12 protein-coding genes and 1 pseudogene are annotated in these 17,196 nt (G+C 74.0%); 7 read left to right on the top strand and 6 right to left on the bottom strand.

The window, feature by feature from the left end:
* Positions 1–8: 8 nt before the first annotated feature.
* From ACFYYJ_RS11300 to ACFYYJ_RS11290, 3 genes are all read right to left on the bottom strand, one after another.
* The gene (locus tag ACFYYJ_RS11300; RefSeq protein WP_389131049.1) at positions 9–1,814 is read right to left on the bottom strand and encodes an Ig-like domain-containing protein; all 1,806 of its coding nucleotides are present in this window, start codon (positions 1,812–1,814) and stop codon (positions 9–11) included.
* A gap of 53 nt (positions 1,815–1,867) precedes the next feature.
* Positions 1,868–2,947 (bottom strand): hypothetical protein, encoded by a 1,080-nt coding sequence (locus tag ACFYYJ_RS11295; RefSeq protein ID WP_389131047.1) that lies wholly within the window; start codon positions 2,945–2,947, stop codon positions 1,868–1,870.
* A 231-nt stretch (positions 2,948–3,178) separates the two neighbouring features.
* Positions 3,179–3,661 carry an Lrp/AsnC family transcriptional regulator gene (locus tag ACFYYJ_RS11290; RefSeq protein WP_384588867.1) on the bottom strand — a complete coding sequence of 161 codons (483 nt, stop codon included), beginning with the start codon at positions 3,659–3,661 and terminating at the stop codon, positions 3,179–3,181.
* A gap of 108 nt (positions 3,662–3,769) precedes the next feature.
* Here ACFYYJ_RS11290 and ACFYYJ_RS11285 point away from each other — a divergent pair, with 108 nt between their 5' ends.
* The 6 genes from ACFYYJ_RS11285 (at position 3,770) to ACFYYJ_RS11260 (ending at position 11,816) form a co-directional block, all read left to right on the top strand.
* Positions 3,770–4,753, top strand: a complete 984-nt coding sequence (locus ACFYYJ_RS11285) for a DMT family transporter (RefSeq protein ID WP_389131044.1) — start codon at positions 3,770–3,772, stop codon at positions 4,751–4,753.
* Positions 4,746–5,927 (top strand): aromatic amino acid transaminase, encoded by a 1,182-nt coding sequence (locus ACFYYJ_RS11280; RefSeq protein ID WP_385121640.1) that lies wholly within the window; start codon positions 4,746–4,748, stop codon positions 5,925–5,927. The genes ACFYYJ_RS11285 and ACFYYJ_RS11280 overlap by 8 nt, the downstream gene beginning before the upstream one ends.
* Before the next feature lie 323 nt (positions 5,928–6,250).
* Entirely contained in the window at positions 6,251–7,375 is a 1,125-nt protein-coding gene (locus ACFYYJ_RS11275; protein WP_385121643.1) for a sulfite oxidase, read from the top strand.
* A 56-nt stretch (positions 7,376–7,431) separates the two neighbouring features.
* Entirely contained in the window at positions 7,432–8,796 is a 1,365-nt protein-coding gene (locus ACFYYJ_RS11270; RefSeq protein ID WP_389131039.1) for a rhodanese-like domain-containing protein, read from the top strand.
* The gene (locus ACFYYJ_RS11265) at positions 8,793–9,644 is read left to right on the top strand and encodes a sulfurtransferase (RefSeq protein ID WP_385364041.1); all 852 of its coding nucleotides are present in this window, start codon (positions 8,793–8,795) and stop codon (positions 9,642–9,644) included. The genes ACFYYJ_RS11270 and ACFYYJ_RS11265 overlap by 4 nt, the downstream gene beginning before the upstream one ends.
* Before the next feature lie 93 nt (positions 9,645–9,737).
* On the top strand, positions 9,738–11,816 hold the full coding sequence (locus ACFYYJ_RS11260) for a SpoIIE family protein phosphatase (protein ID WP_389131036.1): 2,079 nt from the start codon (positions 9,738–9,740) through the stop codon (positions 11,814–11,816).
* Positions 11,817–11,894: 78 nt separating this feature from the next.
* On the opposite strand, the gene ACFYYJ_RS11255 is transcribed toward ACFYYJ_RS11260, so the two are convergent.
* Positions 11,895–14,693, bottom strand: coding sequence for a SpoIIE family protein phosphatase (locus ACFYYJ_RS11255; RefSeq protein ID WP_389131033.1), 2,799 nt, complete (start codon positions 14,691–14,693; stop codon positions 11,895–11,897).
* Positions 14,690–15,130, bottom strand: a pseudogene (locus ACFYYJ_RS11250) (helix-turn-helix domain-containing protein); the annotation flags it as partial. The pseudogene ACFYYJ_RS11250 and the gene ACFYYJ_RS11255, both read right to left, overlap by 4 nt.
* A 222-nt stretch (positions 15,131–15,352) precedes the next feature.
* Between ACFYYJ_RS11250 and ACFYYJ_RS11245 the strand changes: the two are divergent.
* A complete protein-coding gene (locus tag ACFYYJ_RS11245) occupies positions 15,353–15,922 on the top strand; it encodes a cysteine hydrolase family protein (RefSeq protein WP_389131030.1) in 570 nt (189 codons plus the stop codon).
* Positions 15,923–15,991: 69 nt separating this feature from the next.
* Here ACFYYJ_RS11245 and ACFYYJ_RS11240 read toward each other — a convergent pair whose 3' ends face one another.
* Positions 15,992–17,140: a glycerate kinase gene (locus ACFYYJ_RS11240; RefSeq protein WP_385132425.1), complete on the bottom strand. Its 1,149-nt coding sequence runs from the start codon at positions 17,138–17,140 to the stop codon at positions 15,992–15,994.
* Positions 17,141–17,196: the final 56 nt, after the last annotated feature.

Below are 17,196 nucleotides of genomic sequence, written 5' to 3'. Positions count from 1 at the left end.
GGTGACGGTCAGCGGCACTGTCCCGTCCGGGGACCCTGGACCTGGGTGCCCGTGTGGTCGAGGGACGGTGCGTTGCCCTCGCAGCGCAGCGGACCGGTGACCCGGTTGGCACGGAAGGCCGGGACGGCGTCCTCGGGGAGGAGGCCGCTGCCGCTGTTGCCGTCGATCCGGACCGTGCCGGTGACGGTCGTGGCCGATGCGGCCAGGCCGCCGGTGTTGCCCTCGAAGGTCAGCGGGCCGTTGACGGTGTTGCCGGCGCAGGCCGCCGTTTCACGGTCGGAGCCGAACAGGACGTAGCCGGCGCTGCCCTTGACGGTGACCGGCCCGGTCAGCCCGGACCGGCACACCGTCAGTGCGGCGGCGCCCTCGGAGGAGAACGGACCGGCGATCCGGGCGTCGGAGACGGCCAGCGAGCCGCCGGGCCGGACCGTGACCGGACCGGTCTGGCTGCCGCCGGAGGCGATGCAGAGCGCCTGCCCCTCGGCGACGGTCAGGGCGCCGACGTGGGCCGTGGTGATGCAGGGCTCGCTGAAGCCGACCGTGACGCCGGTGGGAGCCGCGGTCGTGGCGGGTGTGTGGCTGCCGTCGCCCTCGTACGCCGCGGTGATCGCGTGGGAGCCGGGCTGGAAGGCGGACGTACGGAAGATCGCGCGTCCCTCGTCGAGCGGCACGCTCGCCAGGCGGGTCGCCCCGTCGGAGAACACGACCTTGCCGGTCGGGGCGGGCGCGCCCGGGTTCGCCGGGTCGACGGTGGCGGTGAAGGCGACCTCGTGGCCGAACAGGGGTTCCGTCGTGTCCGCGGCCACGGTGACCGAGGCTCCGTACCGGAACGTCACGATCGCCTTGCCGTTGCCGCGGTTGACGCCCTTGAGGAGGGAGACGCCGGTGGCCGTCGGGGCCGCGTAGCTGCTGCCACCACCGCCGCCGGCCGCGGGGATGTTGCCGGGGGCGCCGGGTCCGGAACGGCCGCCGCCGGAGCCGCCGCCGCCCGCGAAGTACCCGCCGCCACCGCCGCCGCCGCCGGAGCCGCCGGCACCGCCGTTCCCGCCGGAGCCGCCGCTGCCGGGGTTGGGCTTGCTGCCCCACGAGTCGATGTCGCTGCCCGGGGCGCCGGGAGCGCCGACGGTGTTGTTGCGGGGGCCGCCCGCCCCGTGGGCCGACTGGGTTCCGCCGCCGCCCGCGAGGCCGGAGCCGTCGAGGCCACTGCCCTGGCCGGGGTCGGCTTCCGGGCCGCCGCCGTGGCCGCCGCGTAGCAGCGGTCCGCCGTTGCCCGCGCCGCCTCCGCCGCCGGCGACGAGGACCCGGTCGGTCCCGTCGAAGGCACCCGTACGCAGGTCGGTGCCGCCGCCGCCGGAGCCGCCGCCGCCGTGGGAGCCGCCGCCGCCGGAGCCGTGGCCGGTGCCGCCGGGACGGGCGAACTCGCCCTTGCGGGCGGTACCCGAGCTGCCGACCCCGCCGACGGTGAGCTGGAGGGTCTGGCCGGGCGTGACGGCCAGGTCCGCGCGGGTCTCGCCGCCCAGGCCGCCGGGCGCGCCGTCGTTCGGGGGTGAGGGGCTGACGTAGCCCGCCGCACTGCCGCCCTCGGCGCCGAAGAGGTCGACCGTCACCGAGGTCACCCCCGCCGGCACGGTGAAGGTGTCCGTGCCGACGGCGGAGTAGGTGCAGGTGGGTGCCGCGGTGGTGAAGACCCCGCCGGCTCCGCAGGGGGAGGCCGGGGCCGCCTCGTCGGCGTTCGCGGGGAGGGCGGCGAGGATGGCCGCCAGGAGACCGGTCGCGCCGGCCGCCATCACTGACTTGGATCTGAAGAGGTTCAACTGGGGTCCAAACGAAGACACATGGGGCACCTGGGGTGCCGGAGGAAGAAGGCTCAGACGCCGTCGTTGGCGCACAGCGCCCAGACGTCGGTGTAGGTGTTCGGCGAGGAGGGCGCGCCGGTGTGGGAGAAGGCCGACCAGTACGAGGCCGTGGTGGTGCCGTCCGAGACCGGGTTGCCGCCGGAGTCGCTGGGATAGCTGCCGTTGAGGTGGTCGCCAGGGGAGCCCGGACCGGTGAAGTTCGTGGTGGTGACGGATCCGCCGCTGATCGCGGCGCCGCCGCTGACGAGCTTCCCGTCGTTCTGGCCGCAGCCGACGCCGGCGGTCAGACCGGCGGTGCCCGCGGTCGGGCCGCTCACCTCGCTGAACCGCACCTTCACGGTCGTACCGCTGATGTCGATGTTGTTGCCGCTGCAGATGGCGTACGCATAGGTGGTGTTGCCGCTGTCGCCACCGCCGCCGTTCCAGCCGACGGCGCTCCAGGAGTCGGGGTTGGTCTCACCGTCGGCCGCGGCCTTCTGCCCGTAGCCGTGCGCGGAGTCGTTGAAGGTGGGGAAGCTCGCGATCGGCTTCAGGCTGCCGATGGAGGCCGGGGTGATGCGGGCTCCGCCGCCGAGCAGCCGGGTGTTGGCCGGACAGGTCGCGGTGACCAGGCCCACCGTCGAAGCGGTGGTGGGTCCGGCGACCTTGTTCATGACCACCTGGGTGTGGTTGATCAGGTTGCTGGTGAAGCACATGGCGTACGGGGTGCTGGAGAACGAGGCGTTCACCGCGCCGCCGCTGCCGCCGATGCCGAGCCAGTAGGCCACGTCGGTGCCGACGACCCCGGTGGAGCCGGTGTACTCGGTGCTGCCGTCGGGGCTCGGCGAGGTGCCGTTGATCTTGTTGCCGTTCGACGAAGTGCCGGTGCCGATGGCCTGGTTGATCCCGCCGCCGGAGATCAGGCCGCTGCTGCAGTGGGCGTTGGTCGAGATCTCGGAGAACGCGGATCCGGGGCCGGAGGTGGCGCCGGGGGTCTTGACCGTCACGCCGACCGTGTTGGCGTAGGCGGAGCCGGGTACGGCCAGGGCCAGCAGGGCGCCGAGGACCAGGGCCCTTCCGGCGACAGGGCGACGCAGGAGCATCTTTCGCATGGACTTCCCTCATTCGGAGGTGGTGGTGCCCCGGACGGGAGGCTGCGGATTGCGCTTGCGGAATGTATCAGCCAGATAAGCGTGCAGGTAAGGCCGATTCCATGAAATTGCCTTGCAAATGCGGTACTCGTGGGTAGGGTGCGACGGCGCATCGCGGGCATGCCGGTGAGCGGACCGCCGAAGGGCGGCCCGCTCGGGGCGAGTCGGGTGGCCCGGATCGCCGGGCGCCTCTCAGAGGCGGCGCGCGGAGGCGCCCGGGGTGGGCCGCGGGTAGGTCCGGGACTGCTTCACGCTGCCGTAGGCGAAGCTCGACTCGATCGAGGCGATGCCGGGGATGGCGTGGATCCGGTCGCGCACCAGCGACTCGTACGCCTCCAGGTCCTCGATGACGATCCGGAGCAGGTAGTCGCTGCTGCCCGCCATCAGGTAGCAGTCCTGGATGTGCTCGATGACGTGGACGTGCTCCTCGAAGGCGCGGACCGCGTCCGCCGTGTGGCGCTCCAGCCGGATCCGGACGAAGACGGTGATCGGCAGTCCGAAGGCGACCTGGTCGACCATGGCCGTGTAGCCGCGGATCAGGCCCGCCTCCTCCAGCCGCCGGACCCGGCGCAGGCAGGGCGAGGGGGAGAGGCGCACGCGGTCGGCGAGGTCCTGGTTCGACAGCCGTCCGTCGGCCTGCAATTCCCGGATGATCTGCAGATCGACTGCGTCCATGGCCACTCCTTGGCAGATTCTGCCCCAAACGTATGTGCGGGCGGCAGAACTGGCAATCGACTGCCCCGGCCCAGGCCCTAGCGTTGCGGTGTACGGAATCCCGTACGCGTGAGCCCGAAGCTGGAGCCGCCACCCTTGGTCGCCATCGACACCACGGCCGCCGCCGCACACCCCGCGACGGCCGGCCGTCTCCGGCTCTCCCCGCAGACCCGGGGCATGGCCGCCCTGCTGGTCACCGTGGCGATCTGGGCCGCCTTCGCGCTCAGCGCCCGTGCGCTGAGCGCCTCCTCCCTGCTGCCGGCCGACGCCGCACTGCTCCGCTTCGGCGTCCCGCTCGTCGTGCTGGCCCCCGCCCTGTGGCGGCGCAGGCACCGCATCGCGGCGGTCCGGCCGGGCGCCGCGATGAAGATCGTGTGCGGCGCCGGGGTGCCCTTCTTCCTCGCGGCGATGCACGGCGGGGCCCTGACCTCCGCCGCGTTCGTCGGCTCGATCGTCCCCGGAATGGTCCCGCTCTTCGTCTCCGCGCTCATGATCGCCCGCGGACGCAGCGTGCCCCGCGGCACGCAGGCGGCCGGGCTGGTACTGATCGCGGCGGGCGTGGCCGCCCTCGTCTGGCGCTACGTGGTCCCCGTGGACACCGACGTGCTGGCCGGCTCCGGGATCCTGCTGGTCGCCAGCGGACTGTGGGCGCTGTACACCGTCGGGCTCAAGGAGGTCGACCTCGACCCCGTCGGGTCGATCGGCCTGCTGTGCCTGCCCTCCTTCGCGATCATCGGGATCCTCGTCCTGACCGGGGTGCTCCCGACCGGCCTCGCGCACGCCGCCGGCTCGGACATCGTGACGTTCCTCGTCGTCCAGGGCCTCGGGGTCGGCCTGTGCGCCGGTCTGCTGTACGCCTTCGCCATCCGCCGGCTGGGCGCCGAACGCAGCTCCGTCGTCGGCAGCCTCAGCCCCGTCGCCGTCGTCCTGCTCGCCATCCCCGTGCTCGGCGAGTCGCCGACCGTCGCCGTCCTCGTCGGCGTCCCCCTCATCACCACCGGCGTCGTCCTCGCCAACCGCCGCCCACGACACAAGGTTCCCGCAGATGCTTGAGCTCCTCCCGCCGCCGCCCGCCGATCCGCTGTGGGTCCTCACCGACGAGTTCGGCGCCGACGAGCGCCCCGAACGCCTCAACCTCGTCCTCGGCGTCTACCGCGACGAGTCGGGCCGCACCCCCGTCATGGCCGCCGTACGGGAGGCCGAGATCCGGCTGGCGGAGCGCTCCGCCTCCAAGGAGTACCGGGGCCTGTCCGGCAACACCGCCTTCAACCGGGCCCTGCTGACGATGGTCCTGGGCGCCGGTGGCCCCGCGGACCGGGCCGCCGCCGTGCAGACCGTCGCCGGCTCCGGGGCCCTGCGCCTGCTGGCCGACCTGATCTGCCGGACCCGACCGGGCACCACGGTGTGGATCAGCGACCCCGCCTACGTCAACCACCGGCCCATCCTGGAGGCCGCCGGGCTGAAGGTGCGCACCTACGGCTGGCGCGACGCCGAGGGCGCCTTCGACACCGAGGGCGTGCTGCGCGAGCTCGCCGGCGCGGGCCGCGACGACGTCGTCCTGCTCCAGGGCTCCTGCCACAACCCCACCGGGGTCGACCCGCTCCTGGACGATTGGGAGGCGCTGGCCGAATCCGCCGTCAGCGGCGGCTGGGTGCCCTTCGTCGACCTCGCCTACCACGGGCTCGGCGACGGGCTGGAGGCCGACCTGCTGCCCACCCGGATGTTGGCGGCCCGCGTGCCGGAGATGCTGATCGCCGTCAGCTGCTCGAAGAACTTCGGCCTCTACAGCGACCGCGTCGGCTGCGCCATCGTGCTCGGCGCCTCGGCCGGCGCCGCCCGGCACGCCGAGACGGCCCTGCAGAACGCCGCCCGCACGCAGTACTCGATGCCGCCCGAGCACGGCGCGGCCGTGGTGACCACGATCCTGGAGGACGCGGGGCTGCGGGACCTCTGGCGGGCCGAACTGGACCTCATGCGCGCCCGGATCACGGGTAACCGGGCCGTGCTGACCGCGCACCTCGGCGCGCTGGGCCTGGGCGCGGAGGCCGGTGTGCTGGCGCGCCAGAAGGGCATGTTCTCGATGCTGCCGCTCACGCCGGCGCAGATGCTGGTGTTGCGCAGGGAGTTCGCGATCTACGGGACGACCTCGGGGCGCGTCAACATCGCGGGCATCCCGGGGGAGCTGATCCCCCGCCTGGCGCAGGGCGTCGCCGCCGTCATGTCGTAGGCGGTCGCGGTCACGTCGGGGGCATCGGCCCCCGGCTTCCGACCCTCGGGCAGGGCAGTCCCCGGCGTGCCGGTCGATCCACGAGCCATCCGCCGTCGCAGGTGGCTCCCATGGTCGAACTCGGCCCGCCGGGGGCCTGGCCAGAGCCTGGACAAGGGTCGTGCGGGCCTCTGAACGTCTTCAGAGGGCGGCTGCGGCTCTTTCCGGTGATCCGGTGTAAAGATGAGTTTCCTCCCTATTCGTCCAGAGTCAAGAGGTTCCCGGACGTAAGCTGAAAGAGATCTGCGTCGTGCTCGGAGACGAGCCCGAACGAAGGTGCTGCCATGACCGCATGGTCCATTTCAGCCGGGCCCGGAGCCACCGCCTGGGCACCCGAAACGGTCACGTCCGAGCCGTACAACGCGCAGACGCCGCCCGCCGCCCTGATCGAGTCCGTCACGCCCGCGGGGGCCTTCTTCGTACGCGACCACTTCGGCATCCCGCGGACCACGCCCCAGTTGTGGCGCATGCGCGTCGGCGGGGAGGTCGCCACGCCCTTCGAGATCGGCTACGAGGAGCTGCTCGGGCTGGAACGCCGGGAGTTCGACGCGGTCCTGGAGTGCGCGGGCAACGGCCGCGCCCTGATGACCCCCCGTCCGCCGGGCCTGCCCTGGAGCCTGGGGGCCGTGGGCTGCGCGCACTTCGCGGGCGTTCCCTTCCGCGCCCTCGCCGCCCGCGCCGGGATCCGTCCGGCCACCGTGGAGATCGTCTTCACCGGGGCCGACTCCGGCACGGTGCACGGTCTGCCCACCCCCTTCGAACGCAGCCTGCCCCTCGCCGCGGCCCTGCACCCGGACACCCTCCTCGTCACCCACATGAACGGCGAGCCCCTCGCGCCCGAGCACGGCGCCCCGGTCCGCCTGGTGGTCCCCGGCCGGTACGCGGTCGCCGACGTGAAGTGGCTGGTGGGGGCGCGGGCCGTGACGGAACCGTTCGCCGGGGTCTTCCAGGCCGAGGAGTACGTCTACACCGCCTCGCGGGGCACCCCCGAAGGCCCCGTCACCACGGTCAGGGTCAAATCGCTCATCACCGAACCCGAACCGGACGCCGCCGTGCGCCGCGGCCACGAGACCCTCGTCCGCGGCCGGGCCTGGTCCGGCGACGGCGTGTCCGTACGCCGCGTCGAGTTCAGGGCCGCGTACGGGGGCGACGACGTCCCGGGCGGCGGCATCGGCGACCTCGGCCGGCTCGGCGACCGGCACTGGTACGACGCCGTACTGGAGCCGCCCGCCGGACCCTACGCCTGGACCGGCTGGTCCCACCGGTGGACCCCCGAACGCCCCGGCCCGTACAGGCTGCTCGCCCGCGCGACCGACGAGCACGGCGACACCCAGCCGCCGCGCGCGCCGTGGAACGCCCGGGGCTACGGCTGCAACCCGGTGGCCTCGGTCGAGGTGGTCGTCGTCTAGGGCCCGGGAAACCCGATCAGGGGCCGGACGGCTGCGGCCCCGGGGCGGTGAGGGATGTGAGCGAGATCGAGGTCATGACCACCGCGTCGCTCGGCGACACCAGCTACCTCCTCGTCAGCGGCGACGAGGCGGCCTTGGTGGATCCGCAGCGCGACAGCTGGGAGCTGCTGGAGTCCTGTACGCGCAGGGGGGTGCGGATCCGGTACGTGCTGGAGACCCACGTGCACAACGACTACGTCTCCGGCGCCCTGGAGGTCCGCGCGGCGACCGGCGCCACCGTGGCCGGCCCGGCCCGCGCGCCGTACGCCTTCGACCACCTCGGGCTGGCCGAGGACGACGAGATCTCCGTCGGCGACGTGACCGTGCGGGCCATGGAGACGCCCGGCCACACCACCGAGCACACCTCCTACCTCGTCTTCGACGACCCCGACCGGCCGCCGACCGCCGTCTTCACCGGGGGCAGCCTCCTCGTCGGCAACGCGGGCCGCAGCGACCTCGCCGGCCCCGCGCACACGGAGGAACTCGCGCGCGCCCAGTTCCGCACCCTCGGCCGCCTCGCGCTGCTGCCCGACGCCACCCGAGTGCTGCCCACGCACGGCGCGGGCAGCTCCTGCGCGGCCGGCCCGGTGGCGGGGGAGCGGACCAGCACCGTCGGCGCGGAACGGCGCACCAACCCCGTCCTGGCCGCCCGCGACGAGGAGGAGTTCGTCCGGGGGAGGCTGACGGGGCTGCCGCCGTACCCCGCCTACTACCGCCACATGGCACCGATCAACCGCAGGGGACCCCACGTGCTGGGCGGCCCGCCCGCGCCCCGGCCGCTCACCCCGGCCGTGGTGGAGGGGCTGGCCGGGGGCGGCGCGCAGATCGTCGACGGGCGCGGGCGCGCCGAGTTCGCCGCCGCCCACCTGCCCGACTCGCTCTGCGACGAACTGGACGACCGCTTCGCGAGCCTGGTCGGCGAGATCGTGCCCTTCGGCACCCGCCTGGTCCTGGTGCTCCCGGAGCCGGAGGAGGACGCGGCCCGCGAGGCGATGACCCAGCTCCTGCGGATCGGCTACGAGGACGTCGCCGGATACCTGGCGGGAGGCGTCGCCGCCTGGGCGGCCGCCGGCCGCCCGCTGCGCTCCTTCCGCACCGCGGACGCCCGCGAACTGGCGGGCCGCCTCGACGGCCGGCGGGTGCTCGACGTCCGCCCCGGGCACCCGGAGGGCGGGATCCCCGGCACGCTCCGCGTACCACTCGCGGAACTGCCCTACAGGCTCGGCGAATTGCCCCGGGACGAGGAGGTCTACGTGGTATGCGGCACCGGCCGCCGGGCGGCCGTCGCGGCGGGGCTGCTCGACCGCGCCGGGATACCCGTGACGGCGGTGATCAGCGGCGGAGTGCGGGACCTGACGCAACACGAGAGGAGCGGACCATGAGCGGCAGCGGATACGCCCGTCCGGAGACCCTGGTGGACACCGAGTGGCTGGCCGCCCACCTGGACGACCGGACGGTACGCGTCATCGACGTGGACGAGGACACCACCGCCTACGAACAGGGCCACATACCCGGCTCCGTGGGCTGGAACTGGACCACCGACCTGCACACCGCCGTGGGCCGGGACTACCTGGACCGAGAGGCGCTCGGCCGGCTGCTCGCGGACGCCGGGGTCGGCTACGACACGACGGTGATCCTCTACGGCGGCAACAACAACTGGTTCGCCGCGTACGCCTACTGGATCATGCGGCTGCGCGGCTTCAACCGGGTCAAGCTGCTCGACGGCGGCCGCAAGAAGTGGGAGCTGGAGAGCCGGGAGACGACCCGGGACGTCCGGATGTACGCGCCCACCGACTTCACGGTCACCGGCCAGGAGAACCCGCAGTTCAGGGCGATGCGGACCGAGGTCCTGGAGGGCGTCGGGGGCGCGGTCCGGATGGTCGACGTCCGCTCGCCGGAGGAGTACCGCGGAGAGCGGCTGGCGCCCCCGCACCTGCCGCAGGAACAGGCCCAGGTGCCCGGGCACATCCCCGGGGCCGCCAACGTCCCCTGGTCGCAGGCCGCCAACGACGACGGCACCTTCAAGTCCGCCGACGAACTGCGGATGCTGTACCTGGGCAAGGGCATCACCCCGGACCGGGAGGTCATCGCCTACTGCCGGATCGGCGAGCGCTCCTCGCACACGTGGTTCGCCCTCCACGAACTGCTCGGCTACCCGGACGTCAAGAACTACGACGGCTCCTGGACCGAGTACGGCTCGCTGGTGCAGGCGCCCGTCGCCCTGGGCTGAGCCCCCGGACGCTCCCATCGGCAGAGCCCCGCGTCCGCGCCTCGGATAGGGTGAATCGGTAGGAATCGGGCCCCCCGGGGTGAGGTTGGTGCATTGGACACGTACCAGTCGGCGAGCGAGGTGCCGGACCAGCCGGCCGCGGCTGTCGGGTACGCGGGCGTGCTGCGCGAGCTGCTGCCGATCGCCCTGTGGCGGGAGGACGCCGACGGGCGGGTCGTGGAGTGGTCGCTGGCCGCCCAGGACCTGCTCGGACACCGCCCCGAGGAGATCATCGGCCGCATCGGCTCCGAGGTGCTCGTCCCCGAGGCCAACCACGAACTCGCAGGTCAGCTGACCCGGCGCGTCCAGTCCGGCGAGACCGTCATCGGCACCCTTCCCGTACGCCACCGCGACGGGCACCGCGTCCCGATGGAGATGTGGATCGTCCCCGCCGCCGACCCGCAGGGCCGTACGGGCGCCATGCTCGTCGCCGTGGAGACCTCCGAGGTCCACCACATGCGCGACTCGCTCGCAGCCCTCCAGAGCCTCTTCACGCAGTCGCCCATCGGCCTCGCCACCCTCGGCCCCGACCTGCGCTTCCTGCGGGTCAACGACGCCCTGGCCCGGATGAACGGCGTCCCCGCCTTCGAACACCTCGGCCGACGCCTCACCGAGGTGGCGCCCGGGGTCAACGCGACCGCGCTGGAAGCCACGATGCAGCAGGTCCTCGACCGCGGCACGGCCGTCGTGGACGTGCGCCGCACCGGCCGGACCCCCTCCGACCCCGGGCACGACCACACCTGGTCCTGCTCCTACGCCCCCCTGCTCGACGGCTCCGGGCGGCCCCTCGGCCTGATCGCCTCCCTCATCGACATCACCGAGGGCCAGCGGGCCCAGGCCGACGCGGAACGGGCCCGACACCGCTTCGCCCTGCTCGCCGAGGCCGGCACCCGCATCGGCACCACCCTGGACCTCCAGCAGACCGCCCAGGAGATCGCGGAGGTCCTCGTACCGCAGCTCGCCGACTCGGCCGACGTACAGCTGCTCGTGGGGGTGCTCGACCCCGACGACACCGCCGCCGCCGGATCCTCCCGCGGCGTCCTGCGCCGCCTCGCCGCCATCTTCCCCGACCCGGCCGCGCCCACCGCGAAGCTGGCCGCCGGACAGACCTTCCAGCTCCCCGTGGACAGCGTCTACGAGCGGGTCCTCACCGAGGGCCGGCCCATGGCCCTGTACTCCTCCGACGTCCCCGCGCTGATCACCGACCCGCGCGCGGGCGCCCTGCGCGACTACCTCGCGACCCTCGGCTCGGCCCGCATGGTCCCGCTCACCGCCCGCGGCAAGGTGCTCGGCGCCGTCGCCGTGACCCGGCTGCGCACCCGCGAACCCTTCGACGAGGAGGACTGCGTGCTCATCGACGAGCTGGTCGCACGCGCCGCCCTCAACATCGACAACGCCCGCATGTTCACCGCCCAGCGCCGCGCCGCCCTCACCCTCCAGCGCAGCCTCACCAACAGCGCGCTGCCCCAGGTCGCCGGCCTCGAACTCACCGGGCGCTACCTCCCCGCCAGCGACCACGACGTCGGCGGGGACTGGTTCGACGCCATCCGGCTCCCCGGCGGACGCACCGGACTGGTCATCGGCGACGTCATGGGCCACGGCATCCACGCCGCCGCCGTCATGGGCCAGCTGCGCACCGCCGTACGGACCCTCGCCCGCCACGACGTGCCCCCGGACCGGCTGCTGCGCTCGCTCGACGCCGTCGTCGCCGACCTGGGCGCGGACGAGATGGCCACCTGCGTGTACGCCGTCCACGACCCGGCCACGAGCGAGTGCGTGATCGCCCGCGCAGGGCACCCGCCGCCCGCCGTGGTCTCCGCGGACGGGACCATCGGATTCCTCGACGGACCGCCCGGCACCCCGCTGGGCACCGGCACGGGCTCGGGAGGCGGCCAGGAGTTCCGCACCGAGCAGGTGCGGCTGCCCCCGGGAAGCCTGCTCGTGCTCTACACCGACGGACTCATCGAGGCCCGCGACCGCGACCTCGACCAGGGCATGGCCCAGCTGGCGGCGGCCCTGCGCGGGGCCGGACGCCCGCTTGAGGAGGTCTGCGACAGCATCCTCGCGCGCCTGCTGCCCGTGGCCCCGCAGGACGACGTGGCGGTGCTGCTGGCCCGCACCCTCCCGCTGTGAACGCGCCCGCCGTGAACGCGCCCGCCGTGAGCCCGCCCGCCGTGAGCCCGCCCGGCACCGGGACGGTGACCGGCCGGGTCACCAGGCCAGGTCCTCCAGCGCGTCCAGGTCCAGCGGCGCCGCCGGCGGCTCCTTGGCCCCGGTGAGCGGCAGCTCCGCCCAGATCACCTTGCCCCGGTCGGTGTAGCGGGTGCCCCACCGCTCGGCGTACTGCGCGACGAGGAACAGCCCCCGCCCGCCCTCGTCGGTGGTGGCCGCGTACCGCAGGTGCGGTGAGGTGCTGCTGCCGTCGGACACCTCGCAGATCAAGCTGCGGTCGCGCAGCAGGCGCACGCGCACGGGCGCGCTCCCGTACCGGATCGCATTGGTGATCAGCTCGCTGAGGATCAGCTCGGTGGTGAAGGAGATGTCCTCCAGACCCCAGGCGGTGAGCTGCGCCGCGCCCGCGTTGCGCACCCGCGAGACGGCCGAGGCCTCGCCCGGCACCTCCCACTCGGCGATCCGCTCCGCCTCCAGCCGCCGGGTGTCCGCGATCAGCAGGGCGATGTCGTCGCTCGGCACCGGGAACAGCATCACGGCCAGTACGTCGGAGCAGGCCTGGTCGGGGTCGCGGCCGGGCCGGGAGAGGACCTCGGCCAGGATCCGCAAGCCCGAGTCGAAGTCCCGGTCACGGTCCTCCACGAGCCCGTCGGTGAACAGCGCGAGCCGGCTGCCCTCGGGCAGGTGCAGTTCGGTCGTCTCGAAGGGCATGCCGCCCACGCCGAGCGGGAGTCCGGTGGGCAGCTCGGGGAACTCCACCCGCCCGTCCGGGTGGACGAGCGCGGGCCCCGGGTGCCCGGCGCTGGCCATCACGCAGTGCCCGGAGACCGGGTCGTAGACCGCGTACAGGCAGGTCGCGCCGGTGACCCCGGCCCGCTCGCCCAATCCGTCGCCCTCGCCGTCACCGGCGCCGTCCCCGTTCTGCCCGTCGCCCCCGTTGTCGGTCTGGTCGATCCGGCTGATCAGCTCGTCCAGGTGGCCGAGCAGCTCGTCGGGCGGCAGGTCCAGGGTGGAGAAGTTGTGCACCGCGGTCCGCAGCCGGCCCATGGTCGCCGCCGCGTGCACCCCGTGCCCGACGACGTCCCCGACCACCAGGGCCACCCGGGCACCGGGCAGCGGGATCACGTCGAACCAGTCCCCGCCCACCCCCGCCTGCGCCGGCAGGTAGCGGAAGGCCACGTCGACGGCGCTCTGGTCGGGCAGCACCCGGGGCAGCAGGCTGCGCTGGAGCGTCACGGCGGTCGCGTGCTCACGGGTGAAGCGGCGGGCGTTGTCGATGGAGACGGCCGCGCGGGCCCCCAGCTCCTCGGCGAAGGACAGGTCCTCCTCGTCGAAGGCCTCCGGGGTGTCCGCGGCCCGCCAGAAGTTCGCCATGCCCAGGACGACGCCGCGCGCCTGCAGCGGCACGGAGATCAGCGAGTGCAGCCCGTAGCCCAGGGCCTCCAGGGTGCCCGCCCTGTCGTCGGCCCGCCAGCCCATGGCGGCGTGCAGATCCGGCGCGAGGATCCCGTGCCCGGCGTCCAGGGCCGCGGCCATCGGGGCCGTCGGCACCACGAACCGGATGAGGTCGCCGACCGGCTGCAACGGGGAGTCGTCGCGCACCCCCGTGATCGCCGCCCGGCGCATCTCCGTGTACAGCCCCCCGGCCAGCGGCTCGTCCCCGCGCAGTACGGGTTCCAGCAGCTCCACCGTGACGAAGTCCGCGAAGCGGGGGACGGCGACCTCCGACAGCTCCTCGGCGGTGCGCACCACGTCCAGGGTCGTGCCGATCCGCACCCCGGCGTCGTACAGCAGCTGGAGCCGGCTGCGGGCCTCCTCGGCCCGCCCGGAGAGCGCGGCGAGCTCGGTGGAGTCGCGCAGGGTCGTCACGGTGCCGGTGGGCCGGCCCCGGTACGGCTTCGTGGGCCGTACGTTGACCGCCAGCAGCAGGTCGCCCGCCCGGTGCACCTCGTCCGTCGCCGCCCGGCCGGAGGCGAGCAGCTCGGCGGTGCGCGGTTCGAGGCCGAGGTCTCCGATGTACTGCCCCTCGGCGTCCGGGGGCAGGTCGAGGAGGCGCCGGGCCTCGTCGTTGGCGAGGTCGAGACGGTGGTCGGGGCCGATGATCAACACGCCTTCGCGGACGGCGTGCAGAACGGCCTCGTGGTGTTCGTTCATCCGGGTCATCTCGGCGGCGCCCAGTCCGCGGGTCTGGCGGAGCAGCCGCTTGCTGACGAGGGCGGCGCCGCCCGTGCCGAGCAGCAGCGCACCGGCCGCCGCGCCGAGCAGCAGGGGCAGCTGGCCCTCGACGGCGCCGGAGACGTTCCGCACCTCTATGCCGGTCCCCACCAGCCCGACCACCTTCCCGCTCGCGTCCCGCACCGGGACGACGGCGCGGACGGCGTCGCTGGGCTTGCCCCGGAAGGTCTCGGTGAAGGACTCCCCGGCGGCCGCGCGGGCGATGTCGCCCTTGGCGCGCTGCCCGATCAGCTCGGGCCGCGAGTCGGTGTAGCGGATCCCGCTCGTGCTCATGACGGCGATGAAGTCCACCCCCGAGCCGATCCGCGCGGCGTCGGCCAGCGGCTGGAGCAGCAGGGTCGGATCGGGCGCCGCCAGGGCGGCCGGGAGACCGGGGGCGTGCGCGAAGGCCTCGGCGGCGGCGAGGGAGCGGTCGCGGGCGTCGCGCTCGCTGTCGTACCCGGCCTGGATCACCAGAGCCGACGCGGCCGCCGCGATCAGCAGCAGCACGATCACCGCCGTGAGGGCGAAGACCTGACCGGCGACGCTGTGTCCCCACCGGGACGGGCGCGCGAACAGGCGCGAGCCCCTCCCGGTCGGCTGGCGACCAAAACGTCCGGTCATGAGCCCTTTCTAACACTCTCCCGGGTGTTTGGAGCGGCTGCTGCGGCCGTGGAGGCCGCGCGGTACGCACGGGGGCCCAGACCGACGTACGCGCTGAAGTGCTGGCGGAAGGTCACCTCGCTGGCGAAACCGGCCCGCCGGGCCACCTCCGGCACCGGATGGTCGGTGCGCTCCAGCAGCTTGCGGGCCGCGTCCAGCCGGTGGTCCAGGAGCCAGCGGTGCGGCGTGGTGCCGGTGGCGGCGACGAAGTGGCGGGCGAAGGTACGCGGGGCCATGCCGGCCCAGCGGGCCAAGGTGGCCACGTCCAGCGGCTGGTCCAGACAGCGCAGCGCGCGCTCCCGTACGGCGGCCAGCGCCTCGGCCGTGCGGTCGGCGGCCGGGACGGGCCGGTCCAGGTACTGGGCGTGCTCCCCGGCGCGGAACGGGCCCGTCACCACCCGACCCCGACGGCGCGGGGGCACGGGCAGGGGACGGCCCCGCCGAGCACCGCTGTTCGACGCCCTGCGGGGGCGCCCCGCGGCGCACCCGACCCCGACGGCGCGGGGGTACGGCCGGGGGCCGGGCCGGCGACGGTGGCGGCTGCCAGGTTGGCAGGATCTCATCGATCCCGGTCAGCGGCGCCCCTGTGGCCACCGCCACGCGGTGACCAGCATGGAGTCATGACGATCGACATCACCCCGAACAGTGCCCTGCTGGTCATCGACGTGCAGAAGGGCTTCGACGACGCCGCCTTCTGGGGGCCCAGGAACAACCCGGCCGCCGAGGAGAACATCGCCGCGCTGATGGACGCCTGGCAGGCGACCGGCCGCCCCGTGGTGCTCGTCCGGCACGCCTCCGTACGCCCCGGATCCGTCCTGGCACCGGAGCACCCCGGTTACGCGTTCAAGGACTTCGTCGAGGAGCGGCGGCACGAGTCCCTCCTCGTCACCAAGACCGTGAACTCCGCCTTCTACGGGACCCCGGACCTGGCCGACTGGCTCAAGGGCAACGACATCGGCCAGGTGGTCGTGGTCGGCATCCAGACCAACATGTGCGTCGAGACCACCGCCCGCATGGCCGGGAACCTGGGCTACGAGGTGCTGGTCCCGCTGGACGCCACGCACACCTTCGACCTCACGGGCCCGGACGGCCTGTCCCTGACCGCCGACCGGCTCGCGACGGCCACCGCGGTCAACCTCCAGGGCGGCGGCTTCGCCCGGGTCGTGACGACCGCCGAACTACTCGCCTGACCCCGGACACGGCAGAGGCCCGGCACCCCCGGAGGGGGGTATCGGGCCTCTGGGGCCGTCGGGCTCGGATCAGAGGACGTCGGCAGCGATGTTCGCCGCGACCTGCTCCAGCAGCGGGCCCGCGTTCGGGATGGACTTCGCCGGGTCCGGCTCCAGGGCGGTCAGCGGGTACGCCTTGCGGATACCGGCTCCCTCCAGCGCCTCCTGGCTCAGCAGCAGACGCCCGCAGACCGCCACCACCGGCTTGCCCGCGGCGCGCGCCGCCGCCGCGACACCGGCCGGGGCCTTGCCGTGCAGGGTCTGCTCGTCCAGCGAACCCTCACCGGTGATGACCAGCGTGGCCCGCTCCAGCGCCGGGGCGAAGCCCAGCACCTCCAGCATCAGCTCGATGCCCGGACGGAAGCTCGCGCCCAGCAGCAGCGCGCCGTAGCCGATGCCGCCCGCGCCGCCCGCGCCCGGGGAGGCCGCGAGTTCGGCGGCCTTCGAGCCGATCGACTTCTCCAGCACCGACGCGTAGTGCGCCAGCGCCGCGTCCAGCGTCGCCACGTCCTGCGGCGTCGCGCCCTTCTGCGGGCCGTAGACGGCCGCGCAGCCCTTGGGGCCGGTCAGCGGGTTGTCCACGTCGCTGGCCAGCACGAACTCGACCTCCGCGAAGCGCGGGTCGATCCCGGACAGGTCCGCCGAGGCCAGCTGCGCCAGCGCGCCGCCGCCCGGACCGACCGGTTCGCCGTTCGCATCCAGGAACACCGCGCCCAGCGCCGCCAGCATGCCGGCGCCGCCGTCGGTGGTGGCGCTGCCGCCCACGCCGAAGACGATCGAGCGCGCGCCCGCGTCCAGCGCGGCCTTCAGCACCTCGCCCGAGCCGTACGTCGTCGCCGTCAGCGGGGCGAAGGTGCCCGCCGGCAGCAGCTGGAGGCCGGAGGCCTCCGCCATCTCGACCACCGCAGTGCCCTCGCGCAGCGCGAAGGCAGCCGTGACCTGGTCGCCGAGGGGTCCGGTGACCCGTACCTCGCGGCGTTCGAAACCGGCCGCCACAGCGGCCGCGACCGTGCCGTCGCCGCCGTCCGCGACGGGGAGCGTCTCGATCTCCACGTCCGGTACGGCCTTGCGAAGGCCCGCCGTCACCCGCTCCGCGACCTGAACGGCCGTGAGCGAGCCCTTGAATTTGTCCGCGGCGATGAGCACGCGCGCGGCCTCAGTTACTGCTCCGTCCGTCACCTTGCTATTCCCTTGCTATCGAACAGTGCAGTCGCGCCCCCATGAGCTTATCCGGA

This window comes from Streptomyces sp. NPDC002467 (genome assembly GCF_042889825.1).
GTDB lineage: Bacteria > Actinomycetota > Actinomycetes > Streptomycetales > Streptomycetaceae > Streptomyces.
Note: the sequence above shows the minus strand (reverse complement) of the source record. Positions and strands in the feature narration are given on the sequence as shown.

What these genes read in the sequence shown, in the direction of transcription:
- ACFYYJ_RS11275 (WP_385121643.1), top strand. Translation starts at nt 6,251, where the DNA reads ATGACCGCATGGTCCATTTCAGCCGGGCCCGGAGCCACCGCCTGGGCA.
- ACFYYJ_RS11280 (WP_385121640.1), top strand. Translation starts at nt 4,746, where the DNA reads ATGCTTGAGCTCCTCCCGCCGCCGCCCGCCGATCCGCTGTGGGTCCTC.
- ACFYYJ_RS11255 (WP_389131033.1), bottom strand. Translation starts at nt 14,693, where the DNA reads ATGACCGGACGTTTTGGTCGCCAGCCGACCGGGAGGGGCTCGCGCCTG.
- ACFYYJ_RS11245 (WP_389131030.1), top strand. Translation starts at nt 15,353, where the DNA reads ATGACGATCGACATCACCCCGAACAGTGCCCTGCTGGTCATCGACGTG.
- ACFYYJ_RS11265 (WP_385364041.1), top strand. Translation starts at nt 8,793, where the DNA reads ATGAGCGGCAGCGGATACGCCCGTCCGGAGACCCTGGTGGACACCGAG.
- ACFYYJ_RS11290 (WP_384588867.1), bottom strand. Translation starts at nt 3,661, where the DNA reads ATGGACGCAGTCGATCTGCAGATCATCCGGGAATTGCAGGCCGACGGA.
- ACFYYJ_RS11295 (WP_389131047.1), bottom strand. Translation starts at nt 2,947, where the DNA reads ATGCGAAAGATGCTCCTGCGTCGCCCTGTCGCCGGAAGGGCCCTGGTC.